The 16,505-nt window shown below is 37.9% G+C and carries 16 protein-coding genes; 6 read left to right on the plus strand and 10 right to left on the minus strand.

Annotation, left to right across the window (positions count from 1 at the left end):
- Together IGL48_RS10830 and IGL48_RS10835 are read right to left on the minus strand one after the other, a co-directional pair.
- Entirely contained in the window at nt 1-1,086 is a 1,086-nt protein-coding gene (locus IGL48_RS10830) for an ABC transporter ATP-binding protein (RefSeq protein ID WP_002356508.1), read from the minus strand.
- Between the two features lie 25 nt (nt 1,087-1,111).
- Complete coding sequence (locus IGL48_RS10835) at nt 1,112-1,654, minus strand: helix-turn-helix domain-containing protein (protein WP_002384111.1); 543 nt, start codon at nt 1,652-1,654, stop codon at nt 1,112-1,114.
- 263 nt (nt 1,655-1,917) lie between these two features.
- Between IGL48_RS10835 and IGL48_RS10840 the strand changes: the two genes are divergently transcribed.
- The 4 genes from IGL48_RS10840 to IGL48_RS10855 are packed head-to-tail and all read left to right on the plus strand — an operon-like array spanning nt 1,918 to nt 4,889.
- Complete coding sequence (locus IGL48_RS10840) at nt 1,918-2,910, plus strand: YhdH/YhfP family quinone oxidoreductase (protein WP_002397981.1); 993 nt, start codon at nt 1,918-1,920, stop codon at nt 2,908-2,910.
- Between the two features lie 15 nt (nt 2,911-2,925).
- Nucleotides 2,926-3,699, plus strand: a complete 774-nt coding sequence (gene coaB / locus IGL48_RS10845; protein ID WP_002395493.1) for a phosphopantothenate--cysteine ligase — start codon at nt 2,926-2,928, stop codon at nt 3,697-3,699.
- Nucleotides 3,696-4,250: a phosphopantothenoylcysteine decarboxylase gene (gene coaC, locus IGL48_RS10850; protein ID WP_002384108.1), complete on the plus strand. Its 555-nt coding sequence runs from the start codon at nt 3,696-3,698 to the stop codon at nt 4,248-4,250. The genes coaB and coaC overlap by 4 nt, the downstream gene beginning before the upstream one ends.
- A gap of 3 nt (nt 4,251-4,253) precedes the next feature.
- Entirely contained in the window at nt 4,254-4,889 is a 636-nt protein-coding gene (locus IGL48_RS10855; RefSeq protein WP_002356501.1) for an ECF transporter S component, read from the plus strand.
- Between the two features lie 54 nt (nt 4,890-4,943).
- On the opposite strand, the gene IGL48_RS10860 is transcribed toward IGL48_RS10855, so the two are convergent.
- On the minus strand, nt 4,944-6,149 hold the full coding sequence (locus IGL48_RS10860; protein WP_002397980.1) for an aminoacyltransferase: 1,206 nt from the start codon (nt 6,147-6,149) through the stop codon (nt 4,944-4,946).
- 237 nt (nt 6,150-6,386) lie between these two features.
- Nucleotides 6,387-6,893, minus strand: a complete 507-nt coding sequence (locus tag IGL48_RS10865) for a QueT transporter family protein (RefSeq protein ID WP_002397979.1) — start codon at nt 6,891-6,893, stop codon at nt 6,387-6,389.
- 262 nt (nt 6,894-7,155) lie between these two features.
- Here IGL48_RS10865 and IGL48_RS10870 point away from each other — a divergent pair, with 262 nt between their 5' ends.
- Nucleotides 7,156-8,115 carry a diacylglycerol/lipid kinase family protein gene (locus IGL48_RS10870; protein ID WP_002397978.1) on the plus strand — a complete coding sequence of 320 codons (960 nt, stop codon included), beginning with the start codon at nt 7,156-7,158 and terminating at the stop codon, nt 8,113-8,115.
- Nucleotides 8,116-8,181: 66 nt separating this feature from the next.
- Here the strand turns inward: IGL48_RS10870 and recD2 are convergent, their stop codons facing one another.
- The 4 genes from recD2 to IGL48_RS10890 all read right to left on the minus strand — a co-directional run bounded on the left by recD2 (nt 8,182) and on the right by IGL48_RS10890 (nt 13,343).
- Nucleotides 8,182-10,791: an SF1B family DNA helicase RecD2 gene (gene recD2, locus IGL48_RS10875; RefSeq protein ID WP_002397977.1), complete on the minus strand. Its 2,610-nt coding sequence runs from the start codon at nt 10,789-10,791 to the stop codon at nt 8,182-8,184.
- Nucleotides 10,792-10,817: 26 nt separating this feature from the next.
- A complete protein-coding gene (locus IGL48_RS10880; RefSeq protein ID WP_002356494.1) occupies nt 10,818-11,462 on the minus strand; it encodes a histidine phosphatase family protein in 645 nt (214 codons plus the stop codon).
- Nucleotides 11,463-11,678: 216 nt separating this feature from the next.
- A complete protein-coding gene (trmL, locus tag IGL48_RS10885) occupies nt 11,679-12,185 on the minus strand; it encodes a tRNA (uridine(34)/cytosine(34)/5-carboxymethylaminomethyluridine(34)-2'-O)-methyltransferase TrmL (RefSeq protein WP_002356493.1) in 507 nt (168 codons plus the stop codon).
- Between the two features lie 312 nt (nt 12,186-12,497).
- Nucleotides 12,498-13,343: a methyltransferase domain-containing protein gene (locus IGL48_RS10890; protein WP_002407232.1), complete on the minus strand. Its 846-nt coding sequence runs from the start codon at nt 13,341-13,343 to the stop codon at nt 12,498-12,500.
- A 129-nt stretch (nt 13,344-13,472) separates the two neighbouring features.
- Here IGL48_RS10890 and cutC point away from each other — a divergent pair, with 129 nt between their 5' ends.
- Nucleotides 13,473-14,102 carry a copper homeostasis protein CutC gene (gene cutC, locus IGL48_RS10895; protein WP_002359565.1) on the plus strand — a complete coding sequence of 210 codons (630 nt, stop codon included), beginning with the start codon at nt 13,473-13,475 and terminating at the stop codon, nt 14,100-14,102.
- 117 nt (nt 14,103-14,219) lie between these two features.
- Here cutC and mgtE read toward each other — a convergent pair whose 3' ends face one another.
- On the minus strand, nt 14,220-15,581 hold the full coding sequence (gene mgtE / locus IGL48_RS10900) for a magnesium transporter (RefSeq protein ID WP_002362548.1): 1,362 nt from the start codon (nt 15,579-15,581) through the stop codon (nt 14,220-14,222).
- Nucleotides 15,582-15,611: 30 nt separating this feature from the next.
- Complete coding sequence (locus IGL48_RS10905; protein ID WP_002362547.1) at nt 15,612-16,505, minus strand: RluA family pseudouridine synthase; 894 nt, start codon at nt 16,503-16,505, stop codon at nt 15,612-15,614.

A 16,505-nucleotide genomic window follows, 5' to 3' on the forward strand; every position in this document is an offset into this window, starting at 1 on the left:
TTACTCGTCGTAACTTTCTAAACGGGCATCAAAGTCTTCTTCTGATTCATTGAAGCGCATCACGTGAATATCTTCTGGCTCAAAAGAGAGACCTACTTGAGCACCTTCTTTGGCTTTTCGAGTGGAATGCACCATCCATTCGTTTCCTTGTTCATCAAAACAAATAATTTCATAATGAACGCCGCGGAATAACTGTGTATCCACCGTTACGGTTAGCTTGCCTTTTTCAAGCGTGGTAATCGTTAAGTCTTCTGGACGTAAAACGACTTCTACAGGTTCATTTTTCCGCATGCCGCCATCGACACATTCAAACTTTTTTCCCACAAATGAAACTAAATTATCTTCCAGCATCACGCCATCCACAATATTACTTTCCCCTACAAAGTCAGCAACAAAGTGATTAATCGGTTCATCATAAATATCGACTGGTGTGCCACTTTGCACGATATGACCTTTATTCATGACAAAAATTTCATCGCTCATCGCTAATGCTTCTTCTTGATCATGGGTCACAAAAATAAAAGTAATTCCTAAACGTTGTTGTAAATCACGTAGTTCATATTGCATCGCTGTGCGTAATTTCAAATCTAAAGCGGATAACGGCTCATCTAAAAGCAATACTTTTGGCTCATTGACAATCGCTCGTGCAATTGCGACCCGCTGACGTTGGCCCCCAGACATTTCACTAATTTCACGTGTTTCGTAGCCGGGTAATTGAACCAAACGTAATGCCTCTTTCACTTTTTTTTCAATTTCTGCTTTGGATAGTTTTTTGATTTTTAAACCAAACGCAACATTATCAAAAACATTCATGTGAGGAAACAAAGCATAATCCTGAAACACGGTATTGACTTGGCGTTTATTGGCAGGTACATCATTTATTCTTTTACCATCAAAATAAACATCGCCAGAAGTCACGTCATTGAATCCCGCAATAATACGCAAAATCGTTGTTTTGCCACATCCTGAAGGTCCTAATAACGTATAAAATTTTCCTTCTTCAATTTCAAAGCTGACATTTTTTAATACTGGTTCATCGTCAAATTGTTTGACAACATTTTCAAATGAAATCACATGGTTTCTCACTGGATAAACTCCTCCATTTCGTCCTTTATAAATACGATTCTGTCGCCACAATTAACGCACGACTTTTTCCTCGACCATTGTTGCTAATTTGGTGAGGTTCTGTTGCTTGGTAATACATGGTTTGACCTTTTTTAGCAATATACGTGGCTTCCCCTAATATCAAACGAATGGAGCCATCAATCACATAAATAAATGTTTCTGATAGAGAAGGTTCAAACGTTTTATATTCGCCATTTTTATCAAAAGTAATAATGACAGGTTCCATTTCTTTTTCATTTGAGGCTGGAATTAACCATTTTAGTTCATAGCCATGTTCTTCATCATAATAGAGGGTACTTTCTTCTTCATTGTAGACAATTTTCTGTTCAAGCGGTTGCTGACTAAAAAACTGCTCTGGCGTCACGCCTAGTACTTCTAAAATTGAGAAAAATGTTTCCATTGATGGTGAGCTTAAATCCCGCTCCAATTGGGAAATATAGCCTTTGGATAAATCCGTTCTTTCGCCTAATTCTTCTTGCGTTAAATTTTTCTGAATGCGTAAATTTCTCAACTTCTCACCAATTTCCATGGCACACCTCGTTTCTATTTTCAGCTAATCTTTTCAACAAAAGTTTTGTAATACTAAACTTACAGTTTAGTTTTACCTTTTTTAGTATACGAACTTTTTGAAAAATTTCAACCATTTTTCTTTATTTTTCTAGTCTAATTGTCACACAATCTTTCTTTTCTGTATAACTTACTGTTTATAAGAAGAAAAATGATACGAAAAAATCAGAATATGATAAAATAAGACGAGTTGCTTTTTTACATAATTGGAAGGAGAGTTTTTATATGAATTCATTTCAAGCATTTACGTTAAGAGAACAAGATACATCTGTTATTGGTCAACTAGAAACCATTACTTTAGACGACTTATCAGAAGGCACTGTAGTAATCAAAGCAGCCTACTCCTCAGTTAACTTTAAAGACTCTTTAGCTTCAAAAAAAGACGGCGGTGTGATTCGCAATTATCCAATGATTCCAGGAATTGATGTCAGTGGCACTGTTGTCACATCGGAAGATCCTCGTTTCAAAGAAGGCGATAAAGTGATCGTAACAGGCTATCAATTAGGGGTTAGTCATACTGGTGGTTATTCTGAATATGTGCGTGTTCCTGGCGATTGGGTAGTTCCACTTCCTGAAAAAATGAGTCTCAAAGAAGCAATGATTTTCGGAACTGCTGGCTTTACGGCCGGATTATCTGTCACAGCTTTAGAAGACGATGGCTTACGCGACGACAAAGAAGCCCCCATCATTGTAACTGGTGCGACAGGCGGTGTTGCGACATTGTCTATTGCGATGTTGCATCAATTAGGCTACACTTCAATCACTGCATTAACTAGAAAGCCAGGTTCTTTTGAGCTTTTAAAAGAGTTAGGTGTTAGTGAATGCTTATTAGTAGAAGATTTCTTAGCAACTCCTGTTAAAGCATTAATGAAACAGCGTTTTGCTTTTGCAATTGATACCACTGGTGGGGAAATTACTTCTGCTGTTTTACCACAACTTCGTTATGATGGCCGTTCAGCCATTTGTGGCCGCGCTGCTGGAATGACATTAGAGACAACCGTTTTACCCTTTATTTTACGGGGCGTTCATTTATTGGGCATTGATTCGGTTAATGTTGGTATGGACAAACGAAAAATAGTCTGGCAACGTCTTGCCACTGATTTAGACATCACTGAAAAAGCTGTGTATCAAGAGATTACTTTAGAAGAACTTCCCCCTGTTTTTGAAGCATTACAAGCAGGCCAACATATTGGACGGACCATTGTCCGAATTTCTTAAGGAGGCGTTTTGATTATGGATGTTTTAGTTACTGCTGGTGGAACGTCAGAACCGATTGATAATGTTCGTTCGATTACCAATCATTCTTCTGGCGGACTAGGAAAAGCAATTGCTGAAAGTTTTTTAGCTGCTGGACACACCGTAACCTACGTAACAACCAAACATGCATTACGTCCAACCCAACAATTGGACTTATCAATTAAAGAAATAGAAACAACGGTTGAATTAGCCACTACGTTAGAACAACTCTTTGCTGAAAAGCAATTTGATGCGATTGTTCACGCAATGGCAGTCAGTGATTTTACGACGGAAACCGCGCAAACGGAAGAACAATTTATTGATTCTTTTGCTCAACAATTAAGCGAACAAACATTGCCAAAGACCAAAGAAGCCTTGGTAACTATCGTTCAAAACACATTGAATCAGATTGCTGATATTCCTCAAACAGCAACAAAAATTTCATCTGATACGGACCGATTATTAATTTTTCTAAAGAAAAATCCTAAAGTCATCCAAATGATTCGTGACAAGCAACCCCAAACTGTTTTAGTGGGCTTTAAATTACTTGTCGACGTTGCACAAGCAGAACTTGTCCAGGTTGCACAAGCCGCTTTGGTTAAAAATCGGTGTGACTTTGTCTTAGCCAATGACTTGATGAACGTTCATGAAACAGAACACGAAGGATTATTAATTAACGAAACGGGTATTGTCCAAGAAGCTTGTTCAAAACAAGGGATTGGTTCAATGATCGTTAAAAATGTTGAAAAGAAATGGAGAGAACAACAATGAAAACTATTTTATTAGGCGTCTCTGGCAGCATTTCTGCATATAAAGCAGCAGATATTACAAGTCAACTAGCTAAGCTTGGCTACAATGTGGAAATTTTAATGACTAAAAGCAGCACGGCGTTCATCACTCCGCTGACGTTACAATCACTTTCTAAGAATCCAGTGCATACGGATGTCATGATGGAAATTGATCCCAGTAAAATTAATCACATTGAGTTAGCTAAAAAAGCGGATTTATTTTTAGTAGCACCTGCTTCGGCCAATACAATTGGGAAATTAGCCCATGGGATTGCCGATGACTTATTATCAACAGTTGCTTTGGCACTTTATCCTGAAACACCAAAAATTATTGCGCCCGCGATGAATACGTATATGTACCAAAACCCCATTGTCCAACGAAATATTGGCATTTTAAAAGAAGTCGGCTATCAAGAAATAATCCCACGTGAAGCTCTATTAGCTTGTGGCGATTATGGTCGTGGCGCACTTGCCACTGTTGAAGATATCATTCAAACAGTGATGAAAATTTTAGCATCTGATAACAAGGAGTAATTTATGAATAACACGAAAAAATTTACGTTAACAGCAATGTTCTTAGCTATCTTACTTTTACTGGCTTTAACCCCGCTAGGATTTATCACATTAGGTCCTTTAAATTCGACCACGATGCATATTCCTGTAATTATTGGTTCCATTGTTTTAGGGCCAAAAATCGGTAGTATGTTGGGCGGCACGTTTGGGATCATTAGCTTAATTAAAAATACGACAGCACCAACACCTTTGTCGTTTGTTTTTTCTCCATTTATTCCCGTGATCGGTACCGATCACGGTAGTTGGAAGGCTCTTTTAATTGTGCTCATTCCGCGGATTTTAATTGGGGTCGTTCCTTATTTCGCTTACAAATGGCTAAATAAATTAACGAAGGAAAAAGCGCAACCTGTCTCCTTATTTGTGGCTGGTGTTTTAGGCTCAGCAACGAATACCATTTTAGTCATGAACATGATTTATTTTCTTTTTAATTCAGCTTATGCTGAAATTATTGGTAAAGCTGGAACTGCTGTTTACCTAGCTATTATTGCGACGATTTTCAGTTCTGGTGTGCCAGAAGCTCTTGTTGCTGGTGTAGCTGCTTCAGCAATTGCTAGCGTTTTGCTTCGCTTAATGAAACGGAATGCAACGCAAAAATTATAGAAAAAACACAGAGACTAAAAATCAAGTTTGATTTTTAGTCCCTGTGTTTTTTATTTATTTTTTTTGTTTTCGTAATTTATAAGCATATTCACTGGCTTTAAATAATAATTTATTAACCGGTAAATCAAATTCCCCAATAAATTCATTAATCGTTGGGTTGAAGTTCGCTTTAAACTTAATTAAGCCATCATTTAAACTACCTTCTAAGCCGCCCATATTACAGCTTTCGCAGCCACGGTTAAAACATTCTTGAATGGCATCTCGCCAAGTCACATATGTTGGCATGTAGCGTTTATAACGATCATCTAAGCCAGCATAAAGGATTTCACTTGTTGGACCAAATGTCACAGCCAAGGCGCCAGCAACCGTTACAATTTCACCAGCTTCTGCGATATTTTCTTCTAATTCTTTTAGTTCCCGAGTCAAGGAAGCATCTAATTCTTCTAAATTATGGCGCTTTTTCACTTGATTTTCTTTCAAATTACTCAAGTCTTTTTGATTTTTGTCATAGCGTTGTTGCGTGCTATCTAAGCGTTCCTTTAAATTGACTTCCGCTAGCATAATAAAGGAGTCTTCTGGGTAAATGTTCAACAGCTTCTTAAAGTAATCACTATTCCGTAAAGAAATATGTTGGCGTTCCATGGTTGATTGAATGACTTTTTCAAATTCATCAACAAAGTCAACATGCCCTTGCTGCACAACGACCCCTTTTTTTTCAGCTGTTTTAATCATTTTCTTGGTGCTTTTTGACAATTGTTCTTCACTAAAATCTTCACGATAAATATTCGCTTGGAAGCGGGGCTGGATGGTGGCCCCCATATCCATTGTCAGTCCTTGATATTTGGCCCCTGCTTTTTTCAAGGTCTCAATAATAGCTGTCGCTTCAGCATGCGGTTGATGTTCTTCTCCTAAATGAAAATCTTGATAGTGAACCGCTGGATCCATTTTTATAAATAAAGCTCGTTTTTTCTTGCCAAATTTTTTCAATTCAGCCATAAAGTAGCTGACCAGACGTTCATTTGTATAGTCCATTACTGGACCTCTTGGTGTATATAACATCGTAAAACCGGCTGGTAATGGTTTGATTAAAACTAAACTTGATGCGACTAATGTATCCTTTTCATAAACCCCAACAATTTCAGAACCCCAGTTATCCTTGACTTTTGCCCATGAAGATGACTGTAGTAAATTACATAATGGGTGATTTTTAACAAATGTATCGTGTACTTCTGCCGGAATACCGATTTTAAATGTGTACATGTTCAAACTCCTCTGCTGTGACTTTCCAATAGTCCGTTTATCTTACACTATCATAGTGTATTCCAACAGACTAGTAAAGTTTTACATGAAAATTTTTAGAAAAAATGTAGATCTTATTCTTTATGTAAAAAAGACGAGGTAGAAACAGTTCATTCTATCACTTAGTTCACTAATAGCAACGACACTTTTCTTCACTGCCATTCAAAGGATGAATCATTTCTATCCACATCTTTTCAATTAAATACGTGTTTCAAATTTTAATGACTTGTTGATAAAATACATGATTGGTGCTGAAATCGTCATAATAATCGCTTCACTTAATGCTAACCAACCATAAGTTGTCCAAAATGCTTGACCGCCACTTGGTACTAGCATAAAGGCAATAAAAAACATACTTACAGTGAAAAATAGACTATTTAGACACATTCTAACAGGAATACTTGGTACCTTTTTTTGTAAAAAAGCTGCTAAACTCAACGCAAATAATGTTTGCGCTCCACCAAACAGAGCATCCATTACACCGAAACCAAAAAATAAGTTAAAAAAGATAACGCCGCCTAAAACACCCCACATCAATTTGCGATTGAAAACGACTAGGTGATTCAAACTTTCTGAAATTCTAAATTGAATCATACCAGAAGAAACTGGCCGAACCAATAAAGAGAGGACAATATATAAGCCCATAATGATACCATTGGCTAAGACTGTTCTTAGCTTTCGATTGGCTTGAAACGAATTTTGCATACTTTTTCCTTCTTTCTCCGAGTTTTTTTACAAGGGATGGTTGATGAACCTTGGTTACAATTGCAACAGTTCACATTCTAATATGGAAAGTCAAAATAGTCAATGAAAGCCCTGTTTTACTTTGCACTTATTTGCAGTTTTCACCTCTCATGCATTGTTTCGTGCCTTTTTCTAGTCATTTTTTACTTTTTTAAGCAATCTTTATTCGCAGAAGTTCCTCCCTCTGGTATAATGGACAATAGCGATTCAAAGGAGGAGCTCAATGAACATTCACTACTATCTTATTATCAACGAGCAGGCAAGTAGCGGCAATGGCCGAAAAGTCGCTAGAAAAGTGATTCAACAACTCAAGCAACAAGAACTTAAATATACGGCTCTTTACACTGATTACGCTGGACATGAAAAAGAATTGACGAAGGAACTTGCAGAAACAACTTTACTTCCTTGGTCTGAAGACTTAGACGTTTCAACTTTTCCAATCCTAGTCGTGCTAGGCGGCGATGGCACACTACATAATGTCATTAATTCATTACTTCCATATGATTCAGCTATTCCTTTAAGCTATATTCCATGCGGCTCTGGAAATGATTTTGCACGAGGGGTGGGATTATCAAGAAATATTGATAAAGCATTGCATCAAATCCTGCGCACCAGACGACCAAAAGAAATTCAAACAATTCATTATGTAGAAGCCAACCAAGAAGAAATCGGCTTAGCCACCAATAATGTTGGCTTAGGGTTAGATGCGGCAATCGTGGAAAAAACCAACGAATCGTCATCAAAAAAAGCCTTAAATAAATTTAAGCTTGGCTCGCTTTCCTATATTTCTTCAATCATTCATGTCTTTTTTAAACAAAAAAGCTTTCCAATTTTAGTTGAAATGAATGGTAAACAATACACATTTAATCGTGCTTTCCTATGTACGGTCACAAATCATCCTTATTTTGGCGGGGGCGTATCAATTATGCCGACGGCCAATCCTCGCAAAGCAGTCGTGGACTTAGTTGTCGTGGAACGAATCAATATTTTTAAAATTTTGTGGCTTATTTTCCTATTGCTTCGCCAAAAACAAGGGAAATCTAAACATTTTCATCATTTTCAATCAAGTAAAATTCGAATTGTTTCGACGATTCCACAAACCATTCACGCAGATGGCGAGATTTTAGGCAAACGAAGTATTGATATGGTTTATACCACACAAAAACGTTTGTTTTGGTTTTAACTGAGTCCCTTAAGGTTGAAAAAGAGTGCCATAAGTCAAAACGACTTATGGCACTCTTTCCTTTTCTCACATAAATTGATAAGGCGTCGTATCCTTCATTCCAATCATTGGATCAACAGCATTTGTTTGAATAATTTCGACTGTTAGTCGTGGTTCTTTTGGTAATGGTTCTTCGACAACTTTTGTCGCTTTCTTTGCTGTTTCTGGGGTTGACTCTTCTCCTTCATCAGCAAATAGCGAAACTTCTTGTACCGTTGTGTCAACTAATTGATCGTCTGTTTCTTTGATCTGATTGGCTTTCGTTGATTGCTGTTCAGTTTCATAAGAGACAGCTTTTGTTTCCTTTTCAGTAAATGGATGGTCTGCCGTTAAACCTTCTTCATAGGCTTCTAACTGAGTTCTAGTCGTTAAGGTCATTTGTTCTGCGTTCACGATTCGTTCTTTTAGCATCGTCATGCGACTAGCCGATTCGTTTTTGACACATGTTTCAAAAGCAGAAACCTCACCTAGTAGAATTAATAATTCTTTACTACGTGTCACTGCTGTATACAGCAAATTTCGTTGCAGCATTCGGCTATACTGATGAACCATTGGCAGTAACACCATGCGGAATTCACTACCTTGCGCTTTATGAATCGAACAACAATACGATAGCGTAATTTTATTCCATTCATTTCTTTTATACGTTACTTCATTATTATCAAACTGTAAAACCAACTCGTCCACTTTGTCCTCTGAGTCTTTGGCTAAAGTAATTCCGACGATTTCTCCCATATCTCCATTGAACACATTTAATTCTGGCGTATTGACTAGTTGCAAAACTTTGTCCCCGATCCGATAGACGGTGTCATTCCACTTGACTTCTTTTTTCTTCCCCTCATTTGGATTGAAGATTTCTTGCATCATTTTATTCAAGGCATCAATGCCAGCTGCGCCACGATACATTGGCGCTAAAACTTGAATATCTTGTGGCGTAAACCCTTTTGCTTTTGCCTTTGTGACGATTTGTCGAATGTATTCTTCAATATGACCAATATCACTTGCAAAGAACGAGCGATCCTTTTGATTTTTTTGAAAATCAGTAGGCAACTTTCCTTCTTTAATTTCATGGGCAAGAGGAATAATACTTGAACCGTCTCCTTGACGATAAATTTCGTTTAGCTCACATTTGGGAATTTCGTTAATTTGCAATAAGTCATGTAAGACTTGACCTGGACCGACAGACGGTAGCTGATCCTTATCACCAACAAAAATCACTTGCATGTTTGTCGGAATAGCTTTTAATAACGTATTGGCTAACCAAGTATCCACCATGGACATTTCATCTACAATTAGCAAACCGCCTTCTAATTCTTTGGCGGTTAAACTCGGATTTTTTTCACGACCTGTCAAGCCTAACAAACGGTGGATGGTACTTGCAGGTAAACCTGTCGTTTCGTTCATACGTTTCGCTGCTCGCCCAGTTGGCGCCGCTAGCAAGATTGGAAACATCTCCTGCGTATAGTCTTTGAGATCTAATGAAAGACCATTTAGTTCCGCAAACAACGAGACAATCCCATTAATAACAGTTGTTTTCCCTGTTCCGGGCCCTCCAGTTAAAATAAATAACGGTGATTTAATCGCTTCTTCAATCGCTGCTTGTTGCGAGTCGCCATACTGAATATTTAAACGTTTCTCAATCATTCGGATATTTTTTTGGACTTCTTCTTCCTCATAATGAATTTCTTTTTTACGAGAAAGTAAACGCTGAATCGAAGTACCAATGCCCCATTCAGAAAAATAGAGACTGTTCTCAAAAAGTTTAGTCTCTTCTTGTTGGATTTTTCCATGTTCGACTAACGTAATGATTTCATTGGCCACTTGATCAGGTGAGATTTCCACTGGGCGACTTGCTTCCAAGGTCCGAATTGCTTCTTCTAATAAAACATCTGCTTGAACATACGTATTGCCTGAGCGAATGGAGTGTTCAAACACTTCATGTAAAATCGCCGCTCGAATTCGAACAGCAGAATCCGCCTGAATGCCGATTTGTTCAGCAATATTGTCCGCTCGTTTAAATCCGACTCCCTCAATATCTTCAACTAACTGATAGGGATTTTCTTGAATCACAGAAAGGGTTTCTTCTTGATAAGTTTGATAAATTGAAAAAGCTAACTGACTACCGAAGCCGTATCGATTTAGTCCCACAATCACTTGCTCCATCCCGTGATTCAAGCGAATTGTTTCGACGATTACTTGACGTTTTTTTTCATTTAAAACAGTAACTTCTTCCAAAACACTCGGGTCATCAATAATTCGGTCAATCGCACTTTCCCCTAATACTTCAACAATTTTTTCAGCAGTTCGTTTACCAATGCCAGGAAATTTGTCACTTGATAAATAGTTAACCACCCCACTAGCTGAAGTCGGTCTTTCTTGCTGATAACTATCTACCTGAAACTGTCTGCCATAACGAGGATGGTCCACAAAATGACCAAAGAAACGATAGGGTTCCTCTTCTTGAACTTGGCCAAAACTTCCAGTTACTACAATTTCTTTTTCTAAATAATCTGTATTTGTATCGGTCACATTTACAAGAACGACTTTATAAAAATTACTGGGATTTTCAAAAAAGATTGCTTGTACAGTTCCAACAATAAAGGCTTTTTCTTCGTCCTCACCAAAAAGTGTTACCACTACAAGCCCTCCTTTCTGTTGTGTGCTTATTGTGCTTTTTCTTTAGCTAAAAAAGACGTATCATTCCATAACGTTAAGTCGTACGGCATGTTCCTTGATGCCTCTTTGGTTTCAAGGATTGAGAGGCTATTGTTTAACAGCCCGCCCATTGTCCGTAATTCTGATAATGGTTTACCAGCCATCGCTTGGATTGCCGCCGTCAGCGCTGCTCCGTGTCCGACAAATAGAACTGGACCTTCGTGCTGTTTCGCCGCTTCAGCAACTGTTTCTGAAATCCGTTGAATCGCTTGCTCGATTGGTTCACCATCAAAAATTGTTGGATCATACAAATCTAAACGATGCCGTAAATGATCTAATTCTTCTCCATAAAAATTACGCATTTCTTCAATATATTGTCCTTCTAGACGACCTAAACCTAATTCTTTTAAGGTATCTGTATAAACAATTTCAACTGGATGATTCAATTCTTGTTGAATTCCCCGCGCAGTATTTTTGGCACGTAATAGCGGACTAGAATAAATTTTTTCAAACGGAATATCTTGTAAATATTGGCCTAATTGTTTAATTTCGTCATAACTAGTTGGTAATAACGGCGAATCTCCTGTCATTCCTTGAAATCGTTTCTGTTGATTCCATTCAGTTTTTCCATGTCGTGTAAAATATAATTTCATGTAACTTCTCCAAACTTCTTTATCTCTTCATATGTCTTTCTAGTTTATCACTTCCCTGCGAAAATATCCATGGAAGTTTCTAGTAATCCAAGCAAAATAAGCCTAGAACAAAAATCTAAATTGTTTTTTGTTCTAGGCTTGAAAATTGGGCAACAGTAAAAATAAAACCACTTTCTTCTGACATTTTTGAAAAAAGCGCTACTGTCTTAACTTTTTTTAATCCAATTTATCATTTTCATAATGATGCGTCAGTTCTAAGTTCGGAAAATTTTGCTGACGTAAGGCTTCATAAACAATTAGTGCGGCAGTGTTAGAAAGATTCAATGAGCGCACATGTTCATCATTCATAGGAATTCGGATACACTTTTCTTCGTTTTCTCGCATAAACGTTTCTGGTAAGCCCGTTGTTTCTTTTCCAAAAAGGAAATAATGGTCCTCGCCATCATTATAATTGACCTCGCTGTATGTTTGGTGAGCAAATTTGGTTACTAAATGCAAGTGTTTGCCTGCCACATGGGCTAAAAAGGCAGCCAAATCTTTATGATACGTAATATTTACATCATTCCAATAATCTAATCCAGCACGTTTTAAGTGTTTGTCATCTGTTGAAAATCCTAAAGGTTCAATTAAATGCAACGGTGTATTCGTCGCTGCACATGTCCGTGCAATATTTCCAGTATTTGCTGGAATTTGTGGTTCAAATAAAACAATATGGTTCGTCAACTATCTTCAGCTCCTCAAATATCAATCGTGTTCATTTTAGCATAAATTCAAAATAAATAGCGCCCACAATACTTATTTTCAAAAAAAAACCGCATGACGCGATGATGTCAGGCGGCAGCTATTCTAACCAATAAAAAAAACGTACCGTCTCGGTGTCTAGCACGGCGAGTCGTTACGTTAGTGAAGGTCTCTTCACTAACTTTTATCAGAACAGGACCCTGATAAAAACCAATGAAAAAACAACTTGTAAGTAATATAACACCAATGTCACTTTATTGCAAGACTTTTTTAGGATTTTCTTCACAAAAAAGTCTATCTTTTACGACCTACTAACAAGCGGACGTCAATCGTGATTTTTTCCAATGGTCGCTGTTGTAGCTCGGCTTTAACTTCTTGAGAAACTTGCCACTCTAATGGCGACATTTCTAATAAATCCAACCGTCTTTCCTCGGGAATGTCAAAGCAATAAGTTATTCGTTCATCTACTTCCACAGCTAATTCCTCGGCAAAACGTTGGACTACTTTTTGATTGGAATAACTTTGTTTCTTTTCGTCATTGGGATAAAAAGCCGCTCGTAATTCCTTTAAGTAATTCTCTTCAGGAATAATTTTAATCACAGTCCCGTCAGCTTTTAGTACTCGCTGAAATTCTTGATAATGTGAAGGGGAAAAAATATTTAAAATCGTATCAAGCCCTTCATTCGCAAATGGCAAATTCGTTAAATCCGCCACACACCAAAACGCATCAATTGGCTGATTACTTGCTAAATAGATTCCTTCCTTTGATAAATCAAACCCGATTTTCAGTCCAGATAAGCCTGCTTGACTTAACTCAGCTAGAAAACTCCCTTCACCACAACCAACATCGACTACTGTTTTATTTTGAGGAAGATAGTGCATAATTTTGTTTAAAACAGGCGCGTACATGCCACTTTGAATCATTTTTCCCCGAGAAGTAAACATTTTTTTATTATATTCTGTCTGAACGCCATGATTTAGAAAGTATAGCGTGCCTTTCTTGGATAAATCAAATTGATGTCTCTGTTGACAAATCAGACCAACCCCTTCTACATGCATTGGTTCATGACAAGTTGGACAGCGAAATACGGCTGCTTCTTTTTTCAATAATTGTTGTGCTCGTTCAATTTTCTTTAACATTTAAAACTCCTTACGTTCATCAAATGAACATTTTCTCTTATAAAAAGTTGCACTCTTTTTTTCAGGGCTATGGTAGTAAGCAGAATTATGGTACAATGCCTGTGAAGAAAAAGCAAGGAGCGATAAGAAATGATTAAAGAATTCTGTGCCGAAAATTTCACTAAGATTCCCCAAGCCATTCAAAAAGGTGCGAATCGCATCGAATTATGCGATAACTTAGCCGTAGGTGGAACGACGCCAAGTACTGGTGTTATTGAAGAAGTCTTAGCATACGCTGGCGAACATTCTGTACCAGTGATGACAATCATTCGTCCTCGTGGCGGCAATTTTGTCTATAATGATATTGAATTAAAAATTATGCATACCGATTTAATCGAAGCAAAGAAATTAGGAACCGACGGCATTGTTATTGGCTGTTTAACTGAGGACGGCTGGTTAGATGAAGAAGCTTTGGACTTATTCATTGAAACAGCTGAAGGCTTGCAAATCACTTTCCATATGGCTTTTGATGCCTTGTCGAAAGAAAACCAATTTAAGGCGATCGACTGGTTAGCTGAGCGTGGTGTGACGCGTATTTTAACTCATGGCGGGCCAGCTGGTACCCCTATCGAAGACAACTTTGATCATTTAAAAGAATTAATTGCCTACGCAGATCAACGGATTCTTATTTTACCAGGTGGCGGTATTTCCACAGAAAACGTTCAAACTGTGATGGACACTTTAAAAGTCACAGAAGTCCATGGCACAAAAATTGTTTAATTTCTTGTATCTAAAAAAGTGAGATAGCCGTCGTAGCAACGGCTATCTCACTTTTTTGATTTCAAGCAAACCAACGAATCCTTTTACCTCAGTCTCATGATAAATAAGTGCAATTTTTTAAACAAAATAACGCATAAACATGCTGGCAATATTGAAATAAATTAATACACTGGTTAAATCACTTAAGGTAGTAATAAACGGGCCACTGGCAACTGCGGGATCAAACCCTAATTTATCCATTAACATCGGGATTAAACTCCCTGCTAAATTCGCCACAGTAATTGCACAGAGCATTGCCATCCCAATCACAAATCCAAGCGGAAGATTATGTTGCCACACTCCAACCACAATCATAATGGTTAAACCTGTCACAGCCCCCGTCACTAGTCCCGTGAGCACTTCACTTAAGATTAAGCGACCAAAATTACTATCCTTTTCATCTTTCATAGCCAAACGGCGTACCGCGACCGCCAATGATTGTGTCCCGGCATTGCCGGCTGTTCCGGTAATTAAAGAAATAAAAACGGCTAAAATACTCGCTTCGCTAACTAACGACTCATAATTACTGATTAACGAGGCCGTAGACATTCCTAAAAACAATAGCGTAATTAACCAAGGTAATCGTTTAGAAGCGGCTTTTAAAGGGTTCTCACTAACTTCTTCAACGTCGACCCCGGCTAAACCAGAGTAGTCGCTAGCGGCCTCATCATCGATAACATCAATAATATCATCAACTGTTACAATCCCCAACAAATGATCATCATAATCTGTAACTGGCACAGCCAAGAAGTCATAGTCACGAATTGTTTGCGCGACATCTTCTTGGTCATCGCCAACATGAACTGAAATAACCCGTTCATTCAAAATATCAGCAATCAAGGTATCATCATCATTAACAATTAAATCCCGCAACGAAATAACGCCGACTAAATGATTTTCTTGGTCGACTACGTAAACGTAATAGATTGTTTCCGCCATGTCCGCTTGATTCTTTAAGACGTACATCGCAGAACGCACTGTTTGATTCGCCACAATCGAAACAAATTCGGTGGTCATAATCGCCCCAGCAGTTTCATCTTCGTAATGAAGTAACTCTTTAATTTCGCCTGCTTCTTCACTACTTAACAAACTAAGATATTTCGCCTTTTGACTCTTATCTAACATATTTAGTAAATCCACCGCATTATCGGTATACATCTCAGCTAACATATCGGCTGCATAACTTGGACGCATTTCAGCTAAATAATCTTTCATATTCTCATTATCTTCTTCGATAACATCAAACATATCCGCTAGTTCTTTCGGAGATAGGTAATTGTATAAATGTTGTCGGTCTTTTTCATCTAACGATTGGTAAAATTGTCCTTGTTCATAAATGTGTAACGCTAAAAATAGCTCACGAAATTCGTTCATTTGTTGATTTTTTAGCGTTTCTAAAAGAAGGGCAAATTGCTCTTCCATTTCTTGGCCTTCATTCATCTTACACTTTCCCCTCCTGCCTCTTTATTATTATAACGTATCATCTACACTTTTCATATCCTCCGCTAGTGGGGAAATCAGATGAACCGTTTCTTTGGTAAAAGGATGAGTAAAAATTAGTTCCATGCAATGCAACGCTTGCCGCTCAATTCCTTGATCCATCTCTCCATGATACATCTCATCCCCTAACAATGAACAGCCAATTGCTTCAAAATGTACCCGAATTTGATGTGTTCGTCCTGTATGGAGCTGAATGCGCACAGCTGCTGCTTGGGCTCCTCTTTTTGCGAGCCAATATTCTGTACTAGCAAATTGACCTGTTTCGATAACTTGGCGTTTTAATAAAGAGGACAAGTCGCGCCCAATTGGCTTTTCAATCAATTGATGCTCGTTTAACTGCTCAATCGCTCCACCAACAAGGGCATAATAAATTTTTGTCACCTTTTTTTCTCGTAATTCTTGGTCAATTAAAGCATGAGCAAAGCCGTGTTTCGCAAATAACATCAGCCCAGAAGTATCTCGATCTAAACGAGTCACGACATGAATAACTTGATTCACGTAATTTTGACGCTTGTAATAGCCCTTAACACGATTCGCCATCGTTCCTGAAGGATGATACTGAGCAGGTATCGAGGCAATGCCAGCGGGCTTATTAACTACTAAAAAATGATCATCTTCAAACACAATTTCAATCGGTTCATCATCTGTTAATAATGTCTCATGTTCCGCTTCATCTGGAATCGTCATTTTAACGACATCGCCAGTTTGTAAAGGATAGATGGCATTTTGAACGGTCCCATTCACTTGAATTTTACCACCCTGAAATTTCACCTTAGCTAATAACCCTTTTGAAACACCTTGTTCCTTTAAAAAATATTTCACTTGTTGTGTTGTTTCTTTGTCATATGTCCATTGAAATTCCAT

Origin of the sequence: Enterococcus sp. DIV1090 (genome assembly GCF_050537975.1) — a bacterium.
Taxonomy (GTDB): Bacteria; Bacillota; Bacilli; order Lactobacillales; family Enterococcaceae; genus Enterococcus; species Enterococcus faecalis.